The sequence below is a fragment of the Mesorhizobium sp. W016 genome, from assembly GCF_054719485.1.
In genome coordinates, this window is sequence record NZ_JBTTIF010000002.1 from 4533946 (window position 1) to 4555668 (window position 21723).

At 63.1% G+C, this 21723-nt stretch carries 19 protein-coding genes and 2 tRNA genes; 3 read left to right on the forward strand and 18 right to left on the reverse strand.

Features of this window, described 5'->3' with window-relative positions:
- Nucleotides 1–121: 121 nt before the first annotated feature.
- From ACYG9V_RS22530 to ACYG9V_RS22550, 5 genes are all read right to left on the reverse strand, one after another.
- Nucleotides 122–1018 (reverse strand): PopZ family protein, encoded by an 897-nt coding sequence (locus tag ACYG9V_RS22530; protein ID WP_023691096.1) that lies wholly within the window; start codon nucleotides 1016–1018, stop codon nucleotides 122–124.
- 330 nt (nucleotides 1019–1348) lie between these two features.
- Nucleotides 1349–2734, reverse strand: a complete 1386-nt coding sequence (locus ACYG9V_RS22535; protein WP_023691095.1) for a TolC family outer membrane protein — start codon at nucleotides 2732–2734, stop codon at nucleotides 1349–1351.
- Between the two features lie 185 nt (nucleotides 2735–2919).
- Nucleotides 2920–3594: a protein-L-isoaspartate O-methyltransferase family protein gene (locus ACYG9V_RS22540; protein ID WP_023667707.1), complete on the reverse strand. Its 675-nt coding sequence runs from the start codon at nucleotides 3592–3594 to the stop codon at nucleotides 2920–2922.
- Between the two features lie 108 nt (nucleotides 3595–3702).
- Nucleotides 3703–3776 (reverse strand) — tRNA-Cys (locus ACYG9V_RS22545).
- Nucleotides 3777–4109: 333 nt separating this feature from the next.
- A complete protein-coding gene (locus ACYG9V_RS22550) occupies nucleotides 4110–4370 on the reverse strand; it encodes a PGPGW domain-containing protein (protein ID WP_027050334.1) in 261 nt (86 codons plus the stop codon).
- 231 nt (nucleotides 4371–4601) lie between these two features.
- On the opposite strand from ACYG9V_RS22550, the gene ACYG9V_RS22555 reads away from it, so the two are divergent.
- The 3 genes from ACYG9V_RS22555 to dhaL all read left to right on the forward strand — a co-directional run bounded on the left by ACYG9V_RS22555 (nucleotide 4602) and on the right by dhaL (nucleotide 6557).
- A tRNA-Asn gene (locus ACYG9V_RS22555) sits at nucleotides 4602–4676 on the forward strand.
- 207 nt (nucleotides 4677–4883) lie between these two features.
- The gene (locus ACYG9V_RS22560) at nucleotides 4884–5891 is read left to right on the forward strand and encodes a dihydroxyacetone kinase subunit DhaK (RefSeq protein ID WP_352652040.1); all 1008 of its coding nucleotides are present in this window, start codon (nucleotides 4884–4886) and stop codon (nucleotides 5889–5891) included.
- A gap of 24 nt (nucleotides 5892–5915) precedes the next feature.
- Complete coding sequence (dhaL, locus tag ACYG9V_RS22565; protein ID WP_352652039.1) at nucleotides 5916–6557, forward strand: dihydroxyacetone kinase subunit DhaL; 642 nt, start codon at nucleotides 5916–5918, stop codon at nucleotides 6555–6557.
- A 15-nt stretch (nucleotides 6558–6572) separates the two neighbouring features.
- Here the strand turns inward: dhaL and derI are convergent, their stop codons facing one another.
- From derI to ACYG9V_RS22630, 13 genes are all read right to left on the reverse strand, one after another.
- Nucleotides 6573–7010, reverse strand: coding sequence for a D-erythrulose-4-phosphate isomerase (derI, locus tag ACYG9V_RS22570; RefSeq protein ID WP_023672592.1), 438 nt, complete (start codon nucleotides 7008–7010; stop codon nucleotides 6573–6575).
- A gap of 26 nt (nucleotides 7011–7036) precedes the next feature.
- Nucleotides 7037–7804 carry a triose-phosphate isomerase gene (locus ACYG9V_RS22575; protein ID WP_352763580.1) on the reverse strand — a complete coding sequence of 256 codons (768 nt, stop codon included), beginning with the start codon at nucleotides 7802–7804 and terminating at the stop codon, nucleotides 7037–7039.
- A 78-nt stretch (nucleotides 7805–7882) separates the two neighbouring features.
- A complete protein-coding gene (locus ACYG9V_RS22580; protein WP_352763578.1) occupies nucleotides 7883–8821 on the reverse strand; it encodes a sugar phosphate isomerase/epimerase family protein in 939 nt (312 codons plus the stop codon).
- Complete coding sequence (locus ACYG9V_RS22585) at nucleotides 8821–10338, reverse strand: glycerol-3-phosphate dehydrogenase (RefSeq protein WP_352511729.1); 1518 nt, start codon at nucleotides 10336–10338, stop codon at nucleotides 8821–8823. The genes ACYG9V_RS22580 and ACYG9V_RS22585 overlap by 1 nt, the downstream gene beginning before the upstream one ends.
- Nucleotides 10335–11894 (reverse strand): FGGY-family carbohydrate kinase, encoded by a 1560-nt coding sequence (locus ACYG9V_RS22590; RefSeq protein WP_352763575.1) that lies wholly within the window; start codon nucleotides 11892–11894, stop codon nucleotides 10335–10337. Before ACYG9V_RS22590 ends, ACYG9V_RS22585 begins: the two co-directional genes overlap by 4 nt.
- A gap of 111 nt (nucleotides 11895–12005) precedes the next feature.
- Nucleotides 12006–12947 (reverse strand): D-ribose ABC transporter substrate-binding protein, encoded by a 942-nt coding sequence (locus ACYG9V_RS22595; protein WP_081726801.1) that lies wholly within the window; start codon nucleotides 12945–12947, stop codon nucleotides 12006–12008.
- A gap of 39 nt (nucleotides 12948–12986) precedes the next feature.
- Nucleotides 12987–14120 (reverse strand): ABC transporter permease, encoded by a 1134-nt coding sequence (locus ACYG9V_RS22600; RefSeq protein ID WP_023688198.1) that lies wholly within the window; start codon nucleotides 14118–14120, stop codon nucleotides 12987–12989.
- 25 nt (nucleotides 14121–14145) lie between these two features.
- A complete protein-coding gene (locus tag ACYG9V_RS22605; RefSeq protein ID WP_023741518.1) occupies nucleotides 14146–15684 on the reverse strand; it encodes a sugar ABC transporter ATP-binding protein in 1539 nt (512 codons plus the stop codon).
- Nucleotides 15681–16331 (reverse strand): DUF2291 family protein, encoded by a 651-nt coding sequence (locus ACYG9V_RS22610; protein WP_023714401.1) that lies wholly within the window; start codon nucleotides 16329–16331, stop codon nucleotides 15681–15683. Before ACYG9V_RS22610 ends, ACYG9V_RS22605 begins: the two co-directional genes overlap by 4 nt.
- Before the next feature lie 27 nt (nucleotides 16332–16358).
- Nucleotides 16359–17372: a sugar-binding transcriptional regulator gene (locus tag ACYG9V_RS22615; protein ID WP_352763572.1), complete on the reverse strand. Its 1014-nt coding sequence runs from the start codon at nucleotides 17370–17372 to the stop codon at nucleotides 16359–16361.
- 323 nt (nucleotides 17373–17695) lie between these two features.
- The gene (locus ACYG9V_RS22620; RefSeq protein WP_352763569.1) at nucleotides 17696–19411 is read right to left on the reverse strand and encodes a glycerol-3-phosphate dehydrogenase/oxidase; all 1716 of its coding nucleotides are present in this window, start codon (nucleotides 19409–19411) and stop codon (nucleotides 17696–17698) included.
- A complete protein-coding gene (locus ACYG9V_RS22625; protein ID WP_460222017.1) occupies nucleotides 19408–20184 on the reverse strand; it encodes a DeoR/GlpR family DNA-binding transcription regulator in 777 nt (258 codons plus the stop codon). The genes ACYG9V_RS22620 and ACYG9V_RS22625 overlap by 4 nt, the downstream gene beginning before the upstream one ends.
- The gene (locus ACYG9V_RS22630; protein WP_352763717.1) at nucleotides 20181–21698 is read right to left on the reverse strand and encodes an FGGY-family carbohydrate kinase; all 1518 of its coding nucleotides are present in this window, start codon (nucleotides 21696–21698) and stop codon (nucleotides 20181–20183) included. The genes ACYG9V_RS22625 and ACYG9V_RS22630 overlap by 4 nt, the downstream gene beginning before the upstream one ends.
- Between the last annotated feature and the right edge of the window lie 25 nt (nucleotides 21699–21723).

Genomic DNA, 21723 nt, shown 5'->3' on the forward strand with positions numbered 1-21723 from the left:
CTTCATCGTCAGCGATCCCGACGGTAACCTGATCGTGTTCGCGACATCGGCCGGAAGCTGGCCTGCAGCGAAAGCTCCGCCCGAAGGCGGCGCTTTAATCCGGAACGGGCTGTGGTAATGCCTACTGCGCGCCGCGCGCGACGCGCTCGATTTCTTCGCGTACCAGGCGCTCGACCAGCGTCGGAAGGTTGTTGTCCAGCCAGTCCTGCAGCATCGGCCGCAGCATCTCCTCGGCCATCTCGTCGAAGGTCTTCTTGCTGCGGCTGGCAAAGGCGTCGGAGAGCTCGCCGAAGGCCGCAGCGACCTGCCGTCCCGTATGTTCCGAAACGATCGCCGGCCGAACCGGAGTTGTATCGGCCGGGCGCGCGTGCTCGCTGCGCGAAGGATGAGGCTCGAAAGCCGGCTCGGCAGCGAGATCGTCTTCGAAAGCCTCGACCTCCGCGATTGCTGCCTGCCGATTTTCAGTCTCTGGCTGCCTGATCTCCGGCTGCCTGATCTCGGGCCGCCGTACTGTGTCAGCCGGTTTTGCCTGATTGCCAACGGCCGCGATTTCGCGGCGCCAATCCGTGACGATCGAGTCGGTGGTTTCCGCCTTTGCCCGCACTGCAACTTCTGCCCTGACGGCGGGAGCTGGCTCACTGGCTATCCTGGCGCTTACTTCCGCCAATGTCATCGGAGCATGCGCGGGTGGCGCGGCGGTCGTGGCATTTGCCGCAATGGCCGGCTTCACTGGCGACGGCTCGGAGCGCGGCTCCAGCCGCGCAACCACCGGCTCGGCCAGTTGGGCCTGCACCTCGGCCAGCGTCACCGGCTTCTTGCTTTCGGTCGAGCTGTGCAATTCGCTGCGGAAGGCCTCGACATCCGAAACAGGTCCGGCGGCCGGCACAACGTCCTGGCGCAACTCATCCGCGTCGCCCGGCAGCTTGCGGCCTGTGTCGCTGTCTTCGATGATCCTCCTGATGGAAGCCAGTATTTCTTCCATGGAAGGTTCGCGCTGTGCGCTGCTTGCCGTCGCCATCGTCACATCCGCCGCCCCCGCGCATGATCCCGAAAATCGATCTTCGATTTTCGAAGAGGATCAGGCGCAAAATCAAAGTTCTACAGCCTCCTTTGCGCATCCATCGGACGCGTGGCGCTGCAGTGACCCGTTCCTGGATTCCTGTCCGGCAAAGCCGGATACGAATCATGGCGACAGCGTAGCCGACGGATCGCCATCCGAGAATCCCCAATCTCGGAAGACGCCGGATTTCAACAATTTAGGCTACAAAAGACAAACGCCGCGCATCCTTGGGAAGCGCGGCGCTACGATACTTTCAATCTTGGCGGGATTTGAACCGCTCAGTCGCGATCAACGACCGTCCGGCGTACGCAGCCCGATCCATTTGTCCTTGACGGCTCTGTAGTGCTCTTCAGGCTTGTACTTCACCACATTCAACGCCAGGCGATCGGCCGACAGGCGGCCCATGGCCGACAGGATGGCGTAGCTCGCTACAACCACATCGCGCTCGGAGCTGGCGAGGTCGATCTTTGCCGAGATGACGGCGTTCTGGGCATTCAACACGTCGAGCGTGGTGCGCTGTCCGACATTGCGCTCCTCGATGACGCCGTTGAGCGCCAACTGTGCGGCCGCGATCACCTGCCGATTAGCGTCGACGCTTTCACGCGCTGCGATGTATTGCGTCCATGCCGAGGTCACGGCCTGGCGCACCGAGTCACGGCTGACATCCACCTCGATGCGAGCCTGGCTGAGCGATTCCTTCGACTGACGAACGAGTGCGGAGGTACGGCCGCCCGAATAGATCGGAACGGTCAGCGTCGCGCCGACGGTGGCGGCATTGGAATCGCCGTCCGAATCCCCCGCGCCAGGTACGGTATTTTGATAGACATGGGAAAGGCCGGCACTGGCAGTCAACTGCGGCAGCAACGCACCCTCCTGCGTCTTTACATCAAATCCGGCTGCATCGACGGAATGTAGGGCGGCCAGGATGGCCGGATGCTCGTTCGATGCAATGCCGATCGCCGCCTCGAGACTCCTCGGCAACAGCTTCGCCAACGGCGACGCGGCCTTGAGCTTGCCCGGCTCGTCGCCGACGATCTGATGATAGGTTGCCGCACTGGCCAGAGCCTGCGCACGGGCGGCACTCAACTGCGCCACCGCGGCCGAACGCGACGCGTCGGCCTGCGCCACATCGGTGCGCGTGCCCTCGCCGACCTCGAAGCGCGAGCGCGCCGCGCGCGCTTGCTCGGTCAGAAACTGCAGGTTCTGTTCGGTCAGCACCGCCACCTGGCGGTCGCGAATCACGTCCATATAGGCGCTCGCCGCGTTGAACAGCGTGTTCTCTTCGGTGTTGCGCAGGCCCTCGACCGAGGCCCTCACCTGTGCAGCGGCCGACGCGACCCTGTTCTTGGTCTGGAAGCCGTCGAACAGCGTCTGATCAATCCGAACGCCGAAGCTGCCGGTGGTCAATGCCAGGCTCGCGTTCCTGCCGTTCAGGTGCCTGGAGGTGTAATCGATATCAGCCGAACCAGTGATCACCGGGCGATAGCCCGACTTGGCGATCGCCACGCCCTCATCGGTGACGCGCACGCCGGCACGGGCCGAATTCAGCGAGGAATTGTTCTGGTAGGCCTTGGAAAGCGCGCCGAGAATGGTTTCCGCCGAGGCGGCTATCGGCGAAAGCGCTGTCGCGGAAATGAGGACAGTAACAAACAGACTCTTGGCTAAGGACGGCACTTTATATCCCTCATTCGTTTTGCACGGGAACCACGCCACGCCAGCCCATCCCTAGGGATCGGCCAGCGCCGCGTCGATGTATCGTTCCCCCGCTGACAGCCTCCCGAAACCCCGGTTAACCAATCAGCAACGATTGTTCAATCGCAAGCCAACATGACAGAGTCTTTGCTGCAAGGCAAAATCACTTAGAACTCGAAGGCATGAATGCGTTCAAATCCGGGTAGTGGCTTAATTGCCGCATTAAATGCCCGTCTTCCGGTTACAACCCCCCCTGCATTGAAAAAGAGCCGGGCTACGCCCGCATTGCCCTGCCCTTCCACAGCCACCAGACGGCCGCCTTCGGCAAGCTGGTCAAGCAGCGCCGCAGGCACTTTCTCGACGCTGCCGCCAATGAGAATCACATTGTAGGGCGCCTTGGCGGCATGACCTTGCGGCAGTGGGCCGGTGACCACGGTGACGTTATCGCAGCCCTGCGCCGAAAGCGCCGCTTTGGCTGCTTCCGCCAGTGTGGTATCGCTTTCCAGCGCCACGACGGATTTGGCCAGCCTGGACAGCAGCGCCGCGGAATAACCGGTGCCGCAGCCGACATCGAGCACCGAATCGCCGGCGTCGATCTCGGCCAACTGCAAAAGCTTGGCCAGTGGCGACGGCTCCATGAGGTAGCGCGCACCGCTGCCATCGGCGCCGTCGGAGATGCGGATATCCTCGTCGATATAGGCGAGAGCCTGTTGGCCGGCCCCGACAAAGGCCTCGCGCGGCACGGCAAGCATGGCATCGAGCAATGCTGCGTCGGTCACATCGGTGGTGCGGACCTGGCCGTCGACCATCTTGACGCGAAGTTCGGAGAAATCAGCGCTCATGTCCCAACCAATCCGTCAAAGCCAATGCGCTGAAATGCGCTTGTCGCGCCGACACTGCGGCGCATTCGACCGGAACTCAAGCCCCCGGCATGCGGGAGTTGAAGCGATTGGAGGCCTCGCCCGGAATCGAACCGGGGTGCAAGGATTTGCAGTCCTCTGCGTAACCACTCCGCCACGAGGCCTCATCGCTCCCGGCGAGCGAACTCAATATGGTGGCAGCGAAAGGTCGTCAAGCGTCCGCGCGGCATTCCGGCGCGCTTTCCTCATCAGCCGCCGCAACGTGGTTCCCGAGCGGTTTCAGCGCTTGGCGCACCGGCATATTGGCCGCTCCTCAAGCATGGCTGCGCGACCGGCGAAAATCGAACCCGCGGCTTTATGCAGCGGGTGCAAACTGGCTTCCACCGTAAACGCGCGGCTGACACCAGGGCTGCCGTTCTCAAGGAGATATTCGAGGGAAGGTCTGCGAGGGGCTGGAAGCGAAGCGTCCGCTGAACCGGGACCGCGCGCCATCGCTTTCAATTTGGCCGGCGACGCCGTTCCCACCAGACGACGAACCGGCGCCGCAGGCGGCGCACCGCGGCAAATTCGTAGGAAAGCACCAAAAGGCCGAGCGGAATCATCCAGAAGCCGAGAATCGGCAGGAAACCGAGAAGGCCGAAAAACACCAGCACGATACCGATGGCGATCCTCAGCCCGCGCGAGCGCGGCATGGTGAACTCGCGCCCGAACACCGAGATTTTCCGCGCCGGTGCCTGGTTTTCGTCTGCTGCAGTCATGTCGAAAGTCGATCCGGTTGCCTTCGATAAAGCCATATGCGCTAAAGGCTGCAATCGCCTTTCAGGTTCCGCCGACCAAGGTCCGACGGCGCCCAAGACGGCTCATATGTGGTGTCATCCGGCGATTGCCAGAAACCATTGGGTGAAAATGCGCTAAAAAATGCGAAATGCTTCTTTGCAAAGCCGAAAAGGGTTTGCTATAGGCTGCGCCACTCACATGAGAGCCTCTATTCCCCGGTAGCTCAGTGGTAGAGCAACCGGCTGTTAACCGGTTGGTCGCTGGTTCGAATCCGGCCCGGGGAGCCACCGCCTTTTCTAAGCCGTGGTGCGATCTTGTACACTACAGCGCCATTGTCCGCGCACTTCGGTCCGCTTAGCTTCTGCCAGAACGGCTGGTAACAGCTACGAAGCCGATCGAGGCAGTTTGGCGGGCATCGCGCCCCTGCCCTCGCCCGAAGGCAGCCTGATAACGCCCGGTATCATCTATGAAAATACCAAATCGGGAGGACGTTGGTGCAAACCAAGAAGATCATCAATGACGGCAATCGCGCCGTCGACGAGATGCTGGAAGGCATCCTGGCTGCGCATCCCCGCCATCTCAAAGCCGTTGACGGAAGCCCGCGCTCGATCATCGCCCGCGATGGACCGCGCCAAGGCAAGGTAGGCCTCGTCATTGGTGGCGGCTCGGGCCACGAGCCGAGTTTTCTCGGCTTCGTCGGCAAGGGGCTGGCCGACGCGGCGGCGATCGGCAATGTCTTCGCCTCTCCGCCGCCCGACCCGATCCTCGAATGCGCCAAGGCGGCGAGCGGCGGCGCCGGTGTGCTGTTCATGTACGGCAACTATGCCGGCGACGTCATGAATTTCGACATGGCGGCCGAGATGGCCGCGATGGACGACATCGAGGTGCGCACGGTGCTGAGCACCGACGACGTCGCTTCCGCGCCCGTTGGCGACAGGCACAAGCGGCGCGGTGTCGCAGGGAACTTCTTCATCTTCAAGGCGACAGGCGCCGCCTGCGACCGCATGTTGTCCTTCGATGAATGCGAACGCATTGCCGGGAAAGCCAACGACCACACCTTTACCATGGGCGTCGCATTGGCGCCCTGTTCGTTGCCGCAAACCCGCCGGCCGAATTTCGAGATCGGACCCGACGAGATGGAGATCGGCATGGGCATCCATGGCGAACCCGGCATCGCACGCGGAAAACTCAAAACAGCCGACGAGATCACCGACGAAATGCTGGACAGGATTCTCTCCGAGATGGCGCCGGCACGCGGCGAGAAAGTCGCCGTGCTGGTCAATTCGCTGGGTTCGACACCGCTGATGGAACTCTACATCATGAACCGGCGGGTGAAGCAGAGGCTTGACGATATCGGTGTATCCATTCACGCAAGCTGGGTCGGCAATTACTGCACCTCGCTCGAAATGGCCGGCGCTTCGATCACGCTGCACCACCTCGACGACGAGTTGCAGACGATGCTCGACCACCCTTGCGACTGCGCCATGTTTCGCGCCGGGTAAACTGGGGACGGCAAGGAGCAAGAGATGACGACAATCGACACCACGCGGCTTGCCGCGATGTTCGCGGCAATCGCCGACGCCATGTCGGCCGACCGGGACCGGTTGTGCGCGCTTGACGGGGTGATCGGCGATGCCGACCACGGCATTGCGATGGAGCTTGGATTTGCCGCGGCACGCGATGCCGTCGCGGCATTGGATACCGGCGCCACCGATCCGACCATCTTGCTGAACACCGCGGCGAAGTCGTTCCTGAACGCAGTCGGCGCCTCCTCGGGCCCGCTCTATGCCACGGCATTCATGCGCGGCGCGGCCGCCGTCAAGGGCAAGGCGACGCTCGACGACGCCGACGCGGTCGCTATGTTCCAAGCGATGGCCAGAGGCATTCAGGATCGCGGCAAGGCCGAGCCTGGCGAAAAGACGATGATCGATGCGTGGGCGCCGGCCGCAACGGCTGCGGGCGAGGCACTGGCCGCCGGCAAGGGGCTGGCCGGAAGCCTTGCGGCCGCAGCCGAGGCGGCAAAGGCCGGCGCGGAGGCGACCAAGACGATGATCGCCACCAAGGGCCGGGCCTCCCGCCTCGGTGAACGCTCGCTTGGCCATATGGATCCAGGCGCGGCGTCCGCCGTAACTGTGATCGAGGCGATGCGGATCGCCTTGACCGGCTAGGTCGGGAGCGGATCCTCAGCGCTTCGCGTCGAGCTTGTCGACAGCCTGCACATTGGCGGCAGAAGGTCCGTTCGGATCGAATTCGGAAGCCAGCCAGGCGTCAGCGATCGATTTCGCCAGTTCGGGGCCGATGACGCGCGCACCCATCGTGATGATCTGGGCGTTGTTGGATTTCGCAGCGCGCTCCGCCGAATAGGTGTCGTGGGTCAACGCGGCGCGGATTCCGGGCACCTTGTTGGCCGAGATGCTGACGCCGATGCCGGTGCCGCAAAACAGGATGGCGCGGTCGTAATTGCCGTCGACAATTTCGTGGCCGACCGCCGCGGCAATATCGGCGTAGAACCCGGCCTGGCTGAGATCGACGACCTGCAGTTCTGGCTTGGTGGCGAGATGCTTGGCGATGACATCGAGCAGCGGCTTGCCGGCGCTGTCGGCTCCGAGTGCGATCTTCATGGCAATTAACTCCTTCGTTTTCGTGGTCAGCGCGCGATGGCGGCCGACGCCTTTTTGAGAATGTCGATATAGCCTTCCGCTTGCCATGCCGAGCGGCCGATGAACAGCCCATCGATATGCGGCTGGCCGATCAGTTCGGCCGCGTTGCCGGGATTGACGCTGCCGCCGTAGAGCACAAGCGGGGCGGTCGGCAACCGGGTTGCTGCGACCTGCTTGATCAGCGCCTGCTGCTTGTCGGCATAGTCGGCGCTGGCCGGAATGCCTTTCTCGCCGATCGCCCACACCGGTTCATAGGCAAAGAGTATCTCTGCCGACAACTCATTGTTTGCGAGACCCTGCAGCGCGCCCAAAACCTGCGCGGTCAGAATTGTGTCGGCGCGGCCGCCCTCGCGCTCGGCCAGCGTCTCGCCGACACAAATCAAGGGTACGAAGCCGTGCTTGACTGCCGCTGCGGTTTTCAGTCCCACGGTCTTGTCCGTTTCGCCAAAATGCTCACGACGCTCGCTATGGCCGAGTTCGATCAGGTCGAGCCCGCAATCCCTCAGCATCACCGGCGAAATCTCGCCCGTCCAGGCACCGGCATCGGCCCAATGCATGTTCTGGGCGCCAACCTTGACGCGGGTGTTGGCGAGCGCCGCCTTGACCTGCCGCACCGCGGTGAAGGGCGGAATGACGAAAGGCTGTATCGCCGGATCGAAGCCCGGCACGAACGCCGCCAATGCCTCGGCGAACTGCAGCGCCTCCGCCAGCGTCTTGTTCATCTTCCAGCTCGTGCCGACCCAATACGGGGCCATTCTTCTCTCCTTCGATCCGAAATTCGGATGATGCGTGTTTCCGGGTCTACGCGCCGGCCTTCGGGCCGACGCTTTCCCTCAAGCGCGAGGCGTGAGACTTTCGCGGCCGCTGTCGATGTAAGGCGCCCAGAAATCCACCGACTCGCGGATCATTGCAATAACCTGATGATCGACCGGCTCCCTCTCCCGGAAGGAAAGTTCGAGGCAAATCTCATTGTCGGTTCCGCCACCCGCCCGCACTGCATCGAGCAGCTTCTGCGGGATGATGCGGCCATCCTTGTTGTATGCGGCCGTGAACGGCCAGTGCCCGCCCTTGTTCATCGAAGATTGCTTGATGTGGATGATCGGCGATTGCAACGGGAACGCTTTCGCCCAGGCATAGGGATCGGTGTCGTCAGGATTGGGCGAGGTCACGTCGCCATGGTCGATGTCGACCATCATCTGCATCGGGATCGGCAGCTTGGCCGTATCGATGGCGCCCTGCAATTCGACGCAGCTTTCGATCGTGTGGCCGAACTCCCGCCCCACCGACATCGGTTCCCAGAACAAATAGGTCAGGCCCGCCGCCTTGGCGTGCTCGGCCACTTCGCGCCAGCATTCGAGCGCGATGTCGAGAAGCGCCGCGCGCCGCTGCGGATCGTCAAAATCCTTGTAGGTGAATATGGCGAACTGCGTGCCCATGCCCGACGCGCCAAGCTCGGCGGAAATGTCGGCAAAGGTCTTGAACCAGTCGACATAATAGCGGCGCACATCCGCGTCCGGATGGCCGAAATGGTTGAGCCGGCCATAGGGACCGGTCATGCCGGAGGTGATCCGCACGCCAGTCCGCGCCAGCGCGCTGTTGAACAGGCGAACGAACTTGACGATCGTTGCCGCCGGCCAACCCGGATTGACGAATTCATGCGTCAGCTGCACGTCGCGGATGCCGATGCCATAGGCAATGGCGTCGATCAGATCGTCGGGATCGGCGAAGCGATTGACCAGCGGGTTGGTGTTCAGCGAAAGCGTGAAGGCCATCAGTTCACCGCCGCCATGGTCTTTGTGCACCAGTCTTCGAATGTCTTCCGCTCGGCCGCATTGATATGCAGCCCGTGTTTGGTCCGGCGTTCGAGAACGTCGGCGGCGGTCATCGCCCATTCGGTCTCGAACAGGAAGACAACTTCCCGCTCATAGAAATCCGGGCCGAAACGCCGGCCGAGATCGGCTTCGCCTTTTACCCCTTTCAGCAGAGCGCGCGTGCGCGTGCCGTAGCTTCGAGCATAGTGCTTCACCAGCGACGGGCTAAGCCACGAGAACTCGGCATGCAGATCGCCCAGGAACTGCTCGAAATCCGCGTTGGGCAGGTCGCCTCCCGGCAGGGGAATTTTGGCCGTCCAGGCCTTCTTCATGGTCGGAAAGAAGGGCTGGATCTTTTCCAGCGCATGTTCGGACAGTTTGCGGAAGGTGGTGATCTTGCCGCCGAACACAGAAAGCAGCGGCGCGCCACCGTTCGGGGCGTCGAGTTCGAAGATGTAGTCGCGCGTCACCGCGCTCGGGTTGTCGGCATTGTCGTCATAGAGCGGACGCACGCCCGAGAAACTGTAAACCACGTCTTTCGCGGTCAGCTGTCGCTTGAAATAGCGATTGACCACCTTGATCAGATAATCGATTTCGCTGGCCTCGGCCGCCACTTCTTCGGGCCGGCCCTCGTAGGGAATGTCCGTCGTGCCGATCAGCGCCAGATCGTTCTCATACGGGTTGACGAAGATCACCCGCTTGTCGTTGTTCTGGATCAGATAGGCCTGCCGCCCCTCCCAGAATTTCGGCACGACGATATGGCTGCCCTTCACCAGGCGAACGTTGCGGGTGGAATTCTGCCCGGCGACGCGGCTGACGATGTCATTCACCCACGGCCCAGCCGCATTGACCAGCCCGCGTGCGCGGACCTTCGTCACCGCACCGGTGCGGCCATCCTGCATGTCGATGGACCACATGCCGCCTTCGCGCCGGGCAGCAATACAGGCGGTGCGGGTGAAGACTTTTGCGCCGCGCTGACTGGCGTCGAGCGCATTGAGCAGCACCAGCCTGGCGTCATCGACCCAGCAGTCGGAATATTCGAAGCCGCGCTTGAATTCGTCCTTGATCGGCTCCCCTTCCGGCGCGGTCCTCAGGTTCAGCGTCCTCGTTCCCGGCAACCGCTTGCGGCCGCCAAGATGGTCGTAGAGAAACAGCCCGAGCCGAACCAGCCATGCCGGCCTGTCTTCGGGGCTGTGCGGCAGCACGAAGCGCATCGGCCAGATGATGTGCGGCGCCGCCTCAAGCAGCACCTCGCGTTCGATCAGCGCTTCGCGCACCAGCCGGAACTCGTAATATTCGAGATAGCGCAGACCGCCATGCACCAGCTTGCCGGAGCGCGAGCTGGTGCCTTGTGCAAGATCGTCCTTCTCGCACAGGATGACCGACAGCCCGCGACCGGCAGCATCACGCGCTATGCCGGCGCCGTTGACGCCGCCGCCGATCACGAAGAGATCGACAATATCTGACGTATCACTCAAGACTTTGCTCCTGTGCGGTGCGCCATGCCCTTCCACACCGGCCGCAGCGCCTGGCGCGCCGCGACGAAGGATGGAAACAGCGCATCGTAGGTTTGGGAAAGTGCCTCGTCATAGGCGTCGCATTCGCCCAGAAGCGGCGTCACCCATTCGGCGCAGCAATCATCCATGGAGCGATAGACGCCGAGCCCGACCGCGGCCATCATCGCCGCACCCGCGGCGCCGGCTTCCTGGCGGCTGCTGGTCCTGACTTGCGCGCGGGTCGCCGCAGCGATGATACGGCGCAGCGACGGGCTGCGCGCGGCGCCGCCAGACAGGCGGATTTCGCCGGGCACGCTGCCCATTGCCTGGTAGCAATCGCGGGCCGCGAAGGCCAATCCTTCGAGAACTGCGCGCGCCAGATCGCCAAAACCGTGCTTGACGGAAAGCCCGATGAAGCCCGCGCGCGCGTCTGGATCGACGAACGGTCCGCGTTCGCCGGCAAGCGAGATGTAGGGCTGATAGACCAGCGACCCCGGTTCCGATCCTTCGACCCAGACATCGAGCGCTTTCAGCAATTCGTCGCGCGAAGGCTTGGCGCCGCTGGCGGTCAGCACGTCGCGCGCCAGGCCGAGCAGCCAGTCGATGTTGAGCGTCGCCGCCATGTTGGATTGCAGTTGCGCATAGGCGCCGGGAACCGGCATGGCGATCGTGTAGCCGGACGCGTTGTCGTTGAGGACGACATCATCAGGAGTGCGCGCTAGGCGTGTGTGGATGCCGGTCGAGCCGATGACCGTGCAGCCGACATTGCCGCTTGGATCATAGAGGCCGGCGCCGAGCGCGGTGCTGACCATGTCGACGTAGCCCAGCACCACCGGCGTGCCCGCAAGCAGGCCGGTCTCGCCTGCTGCCGACGCAGAAAGCGGATGATGGTCGGTCGTGCCTTCGAGCATGGGGGGCAGCAGGCGGCGGTGCGACGTCAGATCCAGAATGTCGAGCACCTCGTCGGAATAGCTGCGCGCGCGGAAATCGCCGAAGGTGAATGTTCCCTCCGAAGGATCGGTGGCGCGCTCGCCGGTCATCTTGAAATAGAGCCAGTCCTTGCAGTGAAAGGCAGTGGCGGCGCGCTCCAGGATTTCCGGGCTGTTTTTCTTCAGCCAGCTGAGCTGAGCGCCCTGCTGGCAGGCGTTGAGCCCGGTGCCGGTGATCTCGAACCGCGTGCGATCCCGGGGATCGCCGCGCATCTCGTCCACCAGATGTCCGGCGCGCGCATCGAGCCAGAGCCACGCGCGCCCGACCGGCATGCCGTCGCCATCGATCAGCCAGGTGCCGTCGCCCTGCCCGGTGACCGCGACGGCCGCGGTTCGCCGCGCGAGGTCTGGAATTTTCGTCGCCAGATCGAGAACGGTCAGCACCATGTCGCGCCAGGTCTGATTAAGGTCCTGTTCGGCGCCGCCGCCTTCCAGCGTGACGAAGCTGTTGGTCACCGATGCCATGGCGAGCTGCCGCCCCGACAGATCGAAAGCGACCGATTTGATCACGGACGTTCCCGCGTCGATCCCGATCAGCAGGTCTTTCATGCCGCAAGTTCCGGATGGTTATGAAGGCAAGTCACAAGGAGCAGTCTTTGTTGTCTCGAAGCCATGGAAGAGCCAGGGAGTGTCCGCGAAGGACACCCCCTGAGCAGGTTTTTATTCCGACAGCACGAAGGGTGCGGTGTACTTGTCCACATTGTCCTTGGTGATGAGCAGGCAATCGAACAGCTGCTTCTCGCTGGTGGCGCCGGTAGCGCCCGTCTTGATGAACGAGTCGGCCTGCTGCACGGCCTTGGCCGAGAAGATGGCCACCGGCTGAAGCACGGTGTACTGCAGTTCGCCGGACTTGATGGCCGCAACCGCATCCGGGGAGCCGTCAAAGCCGCCGACCTTGATGCCGGCGAGCTTGCCGGCTTCCTTCAGCGCCGCAACCGCGCCAAGCGCCATTTCGTCGTTGCCGCTGATCACCGCGATGATGTCGGGATTGGCCTGCAGCATGCTCTGCATCTTGTCGTGTCCCTGGGTACGATCCCAGTTGGCGACCTGCGAAGCGGCCTTTTCGAGATCCGGATACTGGCTCAGCACAGTCGCGTAGCCGTTCGAGCGCGTGGCGGCGTTGTTGTCCGAGGGGGCGCCGAGCAGTTCGACATACTTGCCCTTTTCACCGACCGCCTGCACCCACTGCTGGGCGCCGAGAGCCGCACCCTGGGCGTTGTTGGAGACGAGCTGTCCCTTGGCAAGACCTTCCTGGTTGATCTCGGCATTGACGAGGAAAACCGGGATGTTGGCGGCAATCGCCTTCTTCACCGCGCCGACCGAACCATCGGCATTGGCCGGGTCGAGGATGATCGCCACCGACTTGTTGGTGATGGCGGTGTCGATCAGATTGCTTTCGGTATTGGTGTCGCCCTTGTGGGCGGCGACATTGGCCGTATAGCCAAGCTTTTCGGCTTCGGCCTTGGCAACGTTGCCTTCGGTCAGCCAGTAGGGGTTGGCCGGATCGTTGACGATGATCGAGATCAGGCCCGCGGCCGATGCGGCTGCGCTAAACCCGACCACCATCGCGGCGGCAAGCAAACTTCTAAGCACGATTTTCATGTACATTCCTCCAATGATTTTACGCGGTCTTGCTGCCAGTCAGCTGGCAGTCTTCCCTTGGGCAGGATTGGCCGGTTCGGCCTTCCCCCGTTTCTGAGAAGTCGGTTGGCCGCCCGTCGAAGCTGGAAGCTTGCTACGGCGGCGATACTGAACGGCATTGAGGAGCACGGCGAGCACGATGACGGCGCCGGTGAACACTGTCTGCCAGTAGGATGAGATGCCGATGATCACCAGACCGTCGGACAGGAAGCCGATGACGAAGGCTCCGAGCAGGGTGCCGCGAATGTTGCCGCGCCCGCCGGTGAGTGCGGCGCCGCCGATGACGACGGCGGCGATGGCCGTCAGTTCGTAAGTGGTGCCAGCGGTCGGTCCGGCCGAGGTCAACTGCGAGGACAGGATCAGGCCGGCAATGGCGGCACAGATGCCTGAAAGCACATAGACCGAAATCTGCACAGTCTTGACCGGAACGCCGGACAGTTCGGCGGCGCGCTCATTGCCGCCCGAGGCGTAGAGCCAGCGCCCGAACGCGGTGCGGTTCAGGACGATGCTGCCGATCAGCGCGATAACCGCCAGCACCACCACGCCGGTCGGCACGCCGAACAGGCGGTTGAAGCCGAGAGCATCGAAACCGGTGTTGCCCAACTCCGGCTTGCCGCCGAGATTGTTGTAGGTCAGGCCGCTGGTCATCAGCAGTGCCAGGCCGCGCGCCATGTACATGACGCCGAGCGTGGCGACGAAGGCCGGAACCTTGAACCGCGCGATCAGCACGCCGTTGATAAGCCCGACGGCCGCACCCAGCATGCAGGCCAGCACCGCGACCACCCAGACCGGCGGGTAGAGAACGACGCCCAGCCAGGTCAGCGTCACGCCCTGCATCAGAAACCCAGCGACGACGCCGGCAAGCCCGAGCGTCGACCCCACCGACAGGTCGATGCCGCCATTGAGGATGACCAGCAGCATGCCGACGGCGAGAATCCCGAAGATGGCGACATGCGAGGCCATGGTCAGGAAATTCGCCACCGAGAGGTAATAGGGCGACAGGATCGAGAAGACGACAATGATGACGATCAGGGCAAAGAAGGCCCGGCCTTCGAGCAGCAGCTTGGCCACGTCGAAGCCCTCGCCGCCCGCATTGGGGCTGGACTGTTTGCTGGCCTGGCTGACATCGCTCATGGGTCGGGGCTCCGAAATTCTATGGTCAGGCGACCACGGCTTCGCCGGAGGCGGCCATGATCTGCTCTTTGGTGGCGTTGGCGCCGAATTCGGCTGAAATCTTGCCGCGCCGCATCACGACGATGCGATGGGCGATGCTGAGGCACTCATTGACCTCCGAAGTCGAGAAGACGACCGCCAAGCCTTGCGCGGCGCGCTCGCTGAGCAAGCGAAAGACTTCGGCCTTGGCGCCGACATCGATGCCGCGGCTCGGCTCGTCGAGAAGGATGACCTTGGGATCTGTCGTCAGCATCTTGCCGATGACGACCTTCTGCTGGTTGCCGCCCGACAGCGATCCGATCATGGCGTTGCCGCCCGCGGTCTTGATGGTCACCTTGCGGATCGAATCGTCGATCAGTGCGCGTTCCCTCGGCCGGGAGAGGAACAGGCCTTTCGCGAACGCCTCGATGCTGGCAAGCGACAGATTGCGGCCGACGGTCATGGTCTGAACCAGGCCATCGCGCTGGCGATCCTCGGGGACCAGAACCAGACCTCGGGCGATGCGCTGGGCAATGGTCAGCCCCGAAACGTCCTCACCCTCCAGCAGCGCCCGCCCGCCCGCCATGGGCACACGGCCGGCGACGGCCTCCAGCAATTCCGTGCGGCCCGCGCCCATCAGCCCATAGATGCAGACGATCTCGCCCGCTTTGACATCCAGCGACAGATGATCGACGACGTAGCCTGAACCCGAAGCGTCGGTGACGCTGACATCCTCGATCGAAAGCGCCACCGCGCCGAACTCGTGGCCGGTCGGCGGCGAGCCGAGATCGAAATTCTCGCCCACCATGTTGCGGACGATCCATTCGAGGTCGATGTCCTTGGCCTCGGCCGTTGCCGTGATCGCCCCGTCACGCAGCACGACGGCGTAGTCGGTGATCTGCAGCGCCTCTTCGAGGTGATGCGAGATGTAGACGATGGAGACACCGCGGCTGGTCAGATCGCGGATCACCTTGAACAGCACCTCCACCTCGGTCGCACTGAGTGCGGAGGTCGGCTCGTCCATGATCAGGATGCGGGAATCGACCGACAGCGCGCGTGCGATCTCGACGATCTGTTGCTGCCCCAGGCGCAGGTCCTCGACCAGGGTCATCGGATCGATGTCTTCTTCGAGGTCGGCCATCAGCGCCCGCGCCTGGCGCGCCTCCTCGGCGAAGTCGAGGCCGGTTCTGGTGCGCAGTTCGCGGCCCATGAAGATGTTGTCGCGAACGCTCAGATTCGGCGCCAGGCTGAGCTCCTGGTGGATGATCGAAATGCCGCGATCGCGCGCGTCCGAAGACGAGGCAAAGCTGACGAGATTGCCGTCGAGCACGATGTCGCCGGATGTCGGCGTCACAACGCCGGACAGGATCTTCATCAGCGTCGACTTGCCGGCGCCATTCTCTCCGAACAGGGTGGTGACCTTGCCGCGATGGATGTCGAAGTTGACGCCCTTGAGCGCGTGGACGCCGCCATACGACATGACGACATTGCGCGCCGAAAGCACGGCATCGCCAGTCGCGGGTTCTGTGCCGGCAGTCATTGTCATTTGACGTCCAGCCTCACCGGTGTGACCAGCCAGCTCTTCGGATTGACCAGCTTGAAGACGCCGACCACCGCTATTGTCTTGCCGGTCAAGGCACTGGTATCGACTTTCGCCAGCACCTCCTTCTTCATCTCGTTGTTCAGCGCCGAGCCGGCGTCCTGATACTCGATCTGGTTGGTGAACTGACCAAAGGTGATCTTGCCGGTGGCGTCGCGAAGCTCGGTTCCGTTGATCGCCGGCCCAGTCTGTACGCGGACGGTCAACGTGTCCGGCAAACCGTCGACGGCGACCTTGTAGATGCCCGATTTTCCCTCGCCGACGACGCCGGTGAACTTGACCGAGATGACCGGTCCGACTCCCGCCGGCACGCCATATTCCTTTTCGGCCGTCGCCCTGTCCTTGGCGATCGCCGTCGCCACCGTCGCGGCGTCGGCGGCACGCGCTTCGACATCGGCTTGCACCTTGGGGAATTCAGATTTCCCGTAGTCGGCCGCCGAAAACACGGCGTTGCGAACATCGCCGGCAGAGCCGATCTTGATCACCTTGGTGTCGAGCGCCATGGCGCCGAGCAGAACCACAACCGCGGCGCCGGCAAGCACCCGGCGCAAGCGGGGCGAAGCTTGCCGGGCGGTGGCAGCCTTCGCGCTCATGATGCAACCACCAGCGATTTTCCGTTGTCACGCATTCGAAGTTCCTCCGTTCACGCGGCGCTTCGCGGTCCCGGCTGCATCGTCGAGCTCGACCAGCGCGCGGGCCGTGCATTCGTCGGTGATCAGGCCGCTGAGATAACGGCTTTCGAGTACTGCCTTGATGGCGCGCACCTTCACCTTGCCGCCGGCGACGGCAACGATCCTGCGGCCCTTCAACTGATCCCGCGGAAGCGCCAGTATTCTTTCCGACAGCGCCGTTTCGACCGGACCACCCTTGTCGTCGAAGAAATGCGCCAGCAATTCACCAACGCCGCCGTCCCGCTTGACCTCATCGATTTCGGAAGGCTCGATCATGCCGGTGGCGACCAGCGACGCCTCCCGCTCGGCCGTGCCTATTCCGACGAACATCAGGTCGGACCGGCTGGCGAGAGCGAACACATCGCTGATGCCGCGTTGGCCAAGCAGCACTTCACGGTCCTCGGCGGTATTGGCGACAAAAGGCACCGGCATCACAAAGGCCTGCGCGCCTGTCCGCTCTGCCAGGCGATGCATGACGTCGTGCGGGTTGGCGGCGAATTTGCGCGTCACGCCGCCAAGCAGCGAGACGAAACGGATGTGAGCAGCAGTTGCGCGCGTCAGATATTCGACGCTGGCGGCAAGCGTGCGGCCATGGCCGACGCCGATCAGCATGTCTTCGCCGCGATCGATTTCGCGCTTCAGGAACTGGGCGCCTGCAATGCCCAGCCCCTTCAGCGGCAGTTCGTCCTGATCGAGATCGGGAACCACCTCGCAATAGTGGAGCCCAAAGGCGGCGATCAGGCGCTGTTCCAGGTCGACGCATTCGGCGACCTCGCCGTCGATGAAGACCCTGACCAGACCTTCCTGGTTGGCCTTGGTGATCAGCCTATGCGCCTTGAGGCTGGTCAGGCCAAGCCGCTTGGCCACCTGGGCCTGGGTCAGACCACCGGCATAGTGCAGCCAGGCCGCGCGCGTGGCGAGGCTGGATTCATGGTCGCGGTTTGCGCTTCCGCCGGAATTCAAGCCATCCCCTCCCCAGGGTGATAATATTATCTTTGTGTGCAAAAATTTTCATACCTTTGCACCGCTGTCAATCCCTCCGCAGATGGTTGCCTCAGCCGACGTTCCGCAGCCAACGCGAGCCTATTAGAAGGTAAGCATATAATATGACCATACGGTAGTGTTAATTTAACGTCAATTTGTGTTACCGTATCCAGTGACAGCATGAGCCCGTAGGCGCCGGCAAATCCCAATCCGGGTGCAAAATGGGAAGGTGATGCACACGGCGCAACAGGGCAAATCGATCGGATTGCCTCAGGAAAAGCTAGGCGTCGGCGATCAAGCGATCAGTCCAGCCGCATCAGGTTCCTGCCCTCGAGCTCGACAACAGCGGATTCGACCTCCCGCGTGAGGCGCTCGGTGCTCCACCCCAACGCCCGCCCCGCGATCGCGGCAATCTCCTGCAGTTCGCGGCTCGTCAGCGAGCCGCCTATCGCCAACGTGCTGCGGCGCATGACGACATCGGCCAGATGTTCGACGAATTCGTTGCGCACGATGTAGTCGATTTCCGCCTTGCCGTAGCCGTCCGAGTCCGGCAGACGACGACCCTCATCATCCGACCCGTGCCTGGCGATCTCAACGGCTCTGGTCCCGTAGCGCGACAGCAATTGGTCAAGGCGCCTTTCCCCGGCGCCTGTTGCCTGCTGTGCCTTAGCCAGCCAGTCCGCGCGCGCGGCGGCATTGGCCGGAAAATTCCTCCCGCCGCCGATCGGCATGGCTCGCGTCGTCACCTTGCGGCTGCGCTGCAGGCGCTTGAGTACCGTGTCAGCGACTTCCTCGGCAAAGCCGCGGAACGTCGTCCATTTGCCGCCGACCAGCGAAATGACTGCAAAGGGCCTGTTGCCGTCCGGCTCGGCGACCGGCGCTGAATGATCGCGGCTGATCAGCCCTGGTGTCGACGCCTCGGACGTCGGCAGAGGCCGGATGCCGCTATAGGCGTAGACGATCTGGTCGCGCTCGAACGCCATGCCCGGCAGCAGCGTTCGCACGCTGTCGAGCAGATAGTCGACTTCTTCGGGTTCGCAGCGGACCGCGTCCGGATTGTCGGCCTTGATGTCGGTCGAGCCGACCAGCGCCAGGCCGAGATAGTCGTAGACCAGGCAGATGCGGCCGTCATCGGCCTCGAAATAGAGCATGCGCCCGGCGAGGCTTTTGACCAGTTCGTCATGCCTTAACAGGATATGCGAGCCCTTGGTGCCGCCGATCATCTTCGATGGAGCACCAAGCAGCGCGTTGACGTCGTCGATCCACGGACCGGCGGCGTTCACCACCAGCTTCGGCCGCACCGAAAAGGCCGCGCCGTTTTCCGGCTGGAATGTGAGCACGCCATTGGCTGAAGCCGCCAGTGTCGTGTAGTTGGCACCGGCAGACGTTGCGTGAGCCTGCAAGCCGTCGAGGATCAGTTCCAGCACCAGCCTTTCCGGGTGACTTATCTTGGCGTCGTAGTAGGTGCCGGTGGCGACGATCGCCGGATTGAGCGCCGGCATCTCAACAAGCGCCTGCCGCCGCCCGACCATGCGGTGGCGCGGCATGACCTGGTTTCGTGAACCGTAGAAATCGTAGATCATCAAGCCGATCTTGATCAGTATGGCGCCGCGGCTGCGCGGCGCGCTGGTCGAGCCGAACAGCGTTCGCAACGCCGCGAGCATGCCCTTGCTCCACGAGAAGATCGGGATGACGGTCGGCAGCGGGCTGACATAGTGCGGCGCGTTTTGAAGAAGCAGATTGCGTTCGAGCGTCGACTGCGCCACCAGCCCGAACTCGCCGGTCTCGAGATATTTCAAGCCGCCGTGGATGAGCCTCGACGGCGCGGCACTGGTGCCCGAGCCGAAATCCGCCTTTTCGACGATCAGGCAGCTGACACCTTGCGCGCACAGATCGCGAAACAGCCCTGCCCCGTTGATGCCGGCGCCAAGAATGACGACGTCGACCTCGCCGGTCCCCGCCACCGCGGCGAGACGCCCTGCGGGATTGTCCGCCCCTGCTCCATCTGTTGGGTTCATGGCGCTTTCGTCTTGACGATGCGCAGTTTCACGCCGGCCCGCTCGAGGCTCTGCGCCTGCGCATCGCCGAGGCCCTCGGTCACCAGCACGGCGTCGAAACTGGTCAGATCGTCGAAGACATGCAGCGCGATCCGGTCGAATTTTGCGTGGTCGACCAAAAGGATGCGCTTCACGGAGGCGGTTATCATCGCCTGCTTGACCCGCACGACATTCGGATCCTGGATGAAAGCAGTGGTTCCGGTGACGGCCGAAGCCGAACAGATCAGCACATTGGCGCGCAACTGCGCCACGGCGTTCTCGCAGACAATGCCGATATAGGCATTGTAGGTGCCGTGATACTGGCCGCCGAGGCAGATGAAATCGATATCGTCCACATTGATCAATTGGCCCGCCGTCGAGACGCTGTTGGAAATGACGGTCAGCGGCTTGACGTCGAGCAGCAGCGTCGCGACCGCGTTTGCCGTCGATGAATTGTCCAGCATCACCACCTGGCCGGCCTCGATATAATCCAGTGCCGCCCGCGCCAGTGCATCCTTCTCGGCTCGATTGACGGTCACCCGGTAGCGGAAAGCGCTCTCGTACAGGCCGGAAGGCTGGACCGTCACCGCACCGTGCAGCTTGCGCAGCACGCCCTGCTGCGCCAGCCGGTCGATATGCCGGTGGATGGTCATGCGCGACACGCCGAAATGCTCGACCAGATCATCGATGCGCACCTGGCCGAGCTTGATCACATAATCGGCGATCTCTTCGCGTCGTTCGTCGGCCTTGATCATGCGTTTACCCCCGCCAGCCTTTCGATATCAGGCCAAAGCGACTTCAGCTGCTCGGCTATGCGGCAGTAGAGCGAAAACCGCTCATTGAACACAGCACTGGAAGCGGGCACGGGTTGATACGTCCGCGCCGTCATGCCGACCTGCCTGGCGCCCTCTTGCGGCGTCTTGAACAAGCCGACCGCGGCACCTGCGCAAAGCGCGGCACCCAAAGCCGCGGTCTCATCCGTCGAGGTGACGGTGACCGGGGCGTTCAGCACGTCGGCAAACATCTGGACGAAGGCAGGATTACGCGAGCCGCCGCCGGTCAGGCGGATCTCGCTGATAGCAAAGCCGTCGCGCAAGGCTTCGACATGGGTTCGGTGATTGAAGGCGATGCCTTCCAGAACCGCCTTCAGCATGTCGCCGCGATTGTGCCAGCCATGCAGGCCGACAAAGCTGCCGCTGGCCAAATCGCCATAGGGAGAGCCGAACAGATAGGGATGAAACAGGACGGTGGAAGGCTTCTTCAGCGCCGCGTCGATCTCGCTCGCCAGCAGTTCGTGGATGGAACCGCCATCCGTCCTGTCCTGCTCCGCGCGGCAAAACGTGTCGAGAAACCAGTCGTAGTTCGCGGTCGAGGCCGGCGAGATCGACATGTTGTTCCAACGGCCCGCATCGATGGCGTTGCGGCAGAACCAGCGTCGGTCGACGCGCGGTTGCGAAGAGACGACTTCGTTGATGGAATAGGTGCCGGCGACGATGGCGAGCACGCCGTCCTCATGACCGCCCATGCCAAGCGCCGAGGCGGCCACGTCGTGCAGGCCGCAGGCGACCGGTGTTCCCTTGCGAAGGCCGGTCTTTTCGGCGGCATCGGCGGTGACTTGACCGGCGATGTCAGCCGAATGCGCCACCGGCGGCAGCGCGTCGAACAGATCCTCCAACCCGAAGATGCGCAGCGCTTCAGGCGCATAGGCTTGCGTGCGAAAATCCGTGAATGAGGTGCTGGCCTCCGTGCGGTCGGTACCGATCGTGCCGCTCAGGCAAAAGCGCAGCCAGTCCTTGCAGGCCAGCACATGGCCAATGCGGCCATAGCGATCAGGATCGTTCTGCTTGAGCCATGCCAGCAGCGCCGACGGCGCCGAAACATGCGGCGTCTGGCCTGTCGTCGCCAGCGCATCGGTGAAAACGGTACCGGCGGACCACCTGTCGACAATGTCGCCGGCGCGGCTGTCGAGCGACAGGATGCCTGGTCCCAAAGGCTGATGATCATGATCGAGCAGATAGAGACCATCGCCATGCGCGGTCGCCGCCACCGCCTTGATGTCTTCCGCCGGCCTGCCGGAGAGCGCGATCGCCTCCTTGATGGCGTCGGCGGTTGCTTGCCACAGGCCTGACATGTCGCGCTCCACCCAGCGCGCGTGGGGCATCGATTGCGGCACCCGGCGACGCGCCACGGACAATTGCGTGCCGTCGGCATCGAAGATGACCGCCTTGGTGACCGTGAGGCCGTTATCGATTCCGAGCAGGCTGGGCATGATCACCGCCTCTTTCAGCATTGGC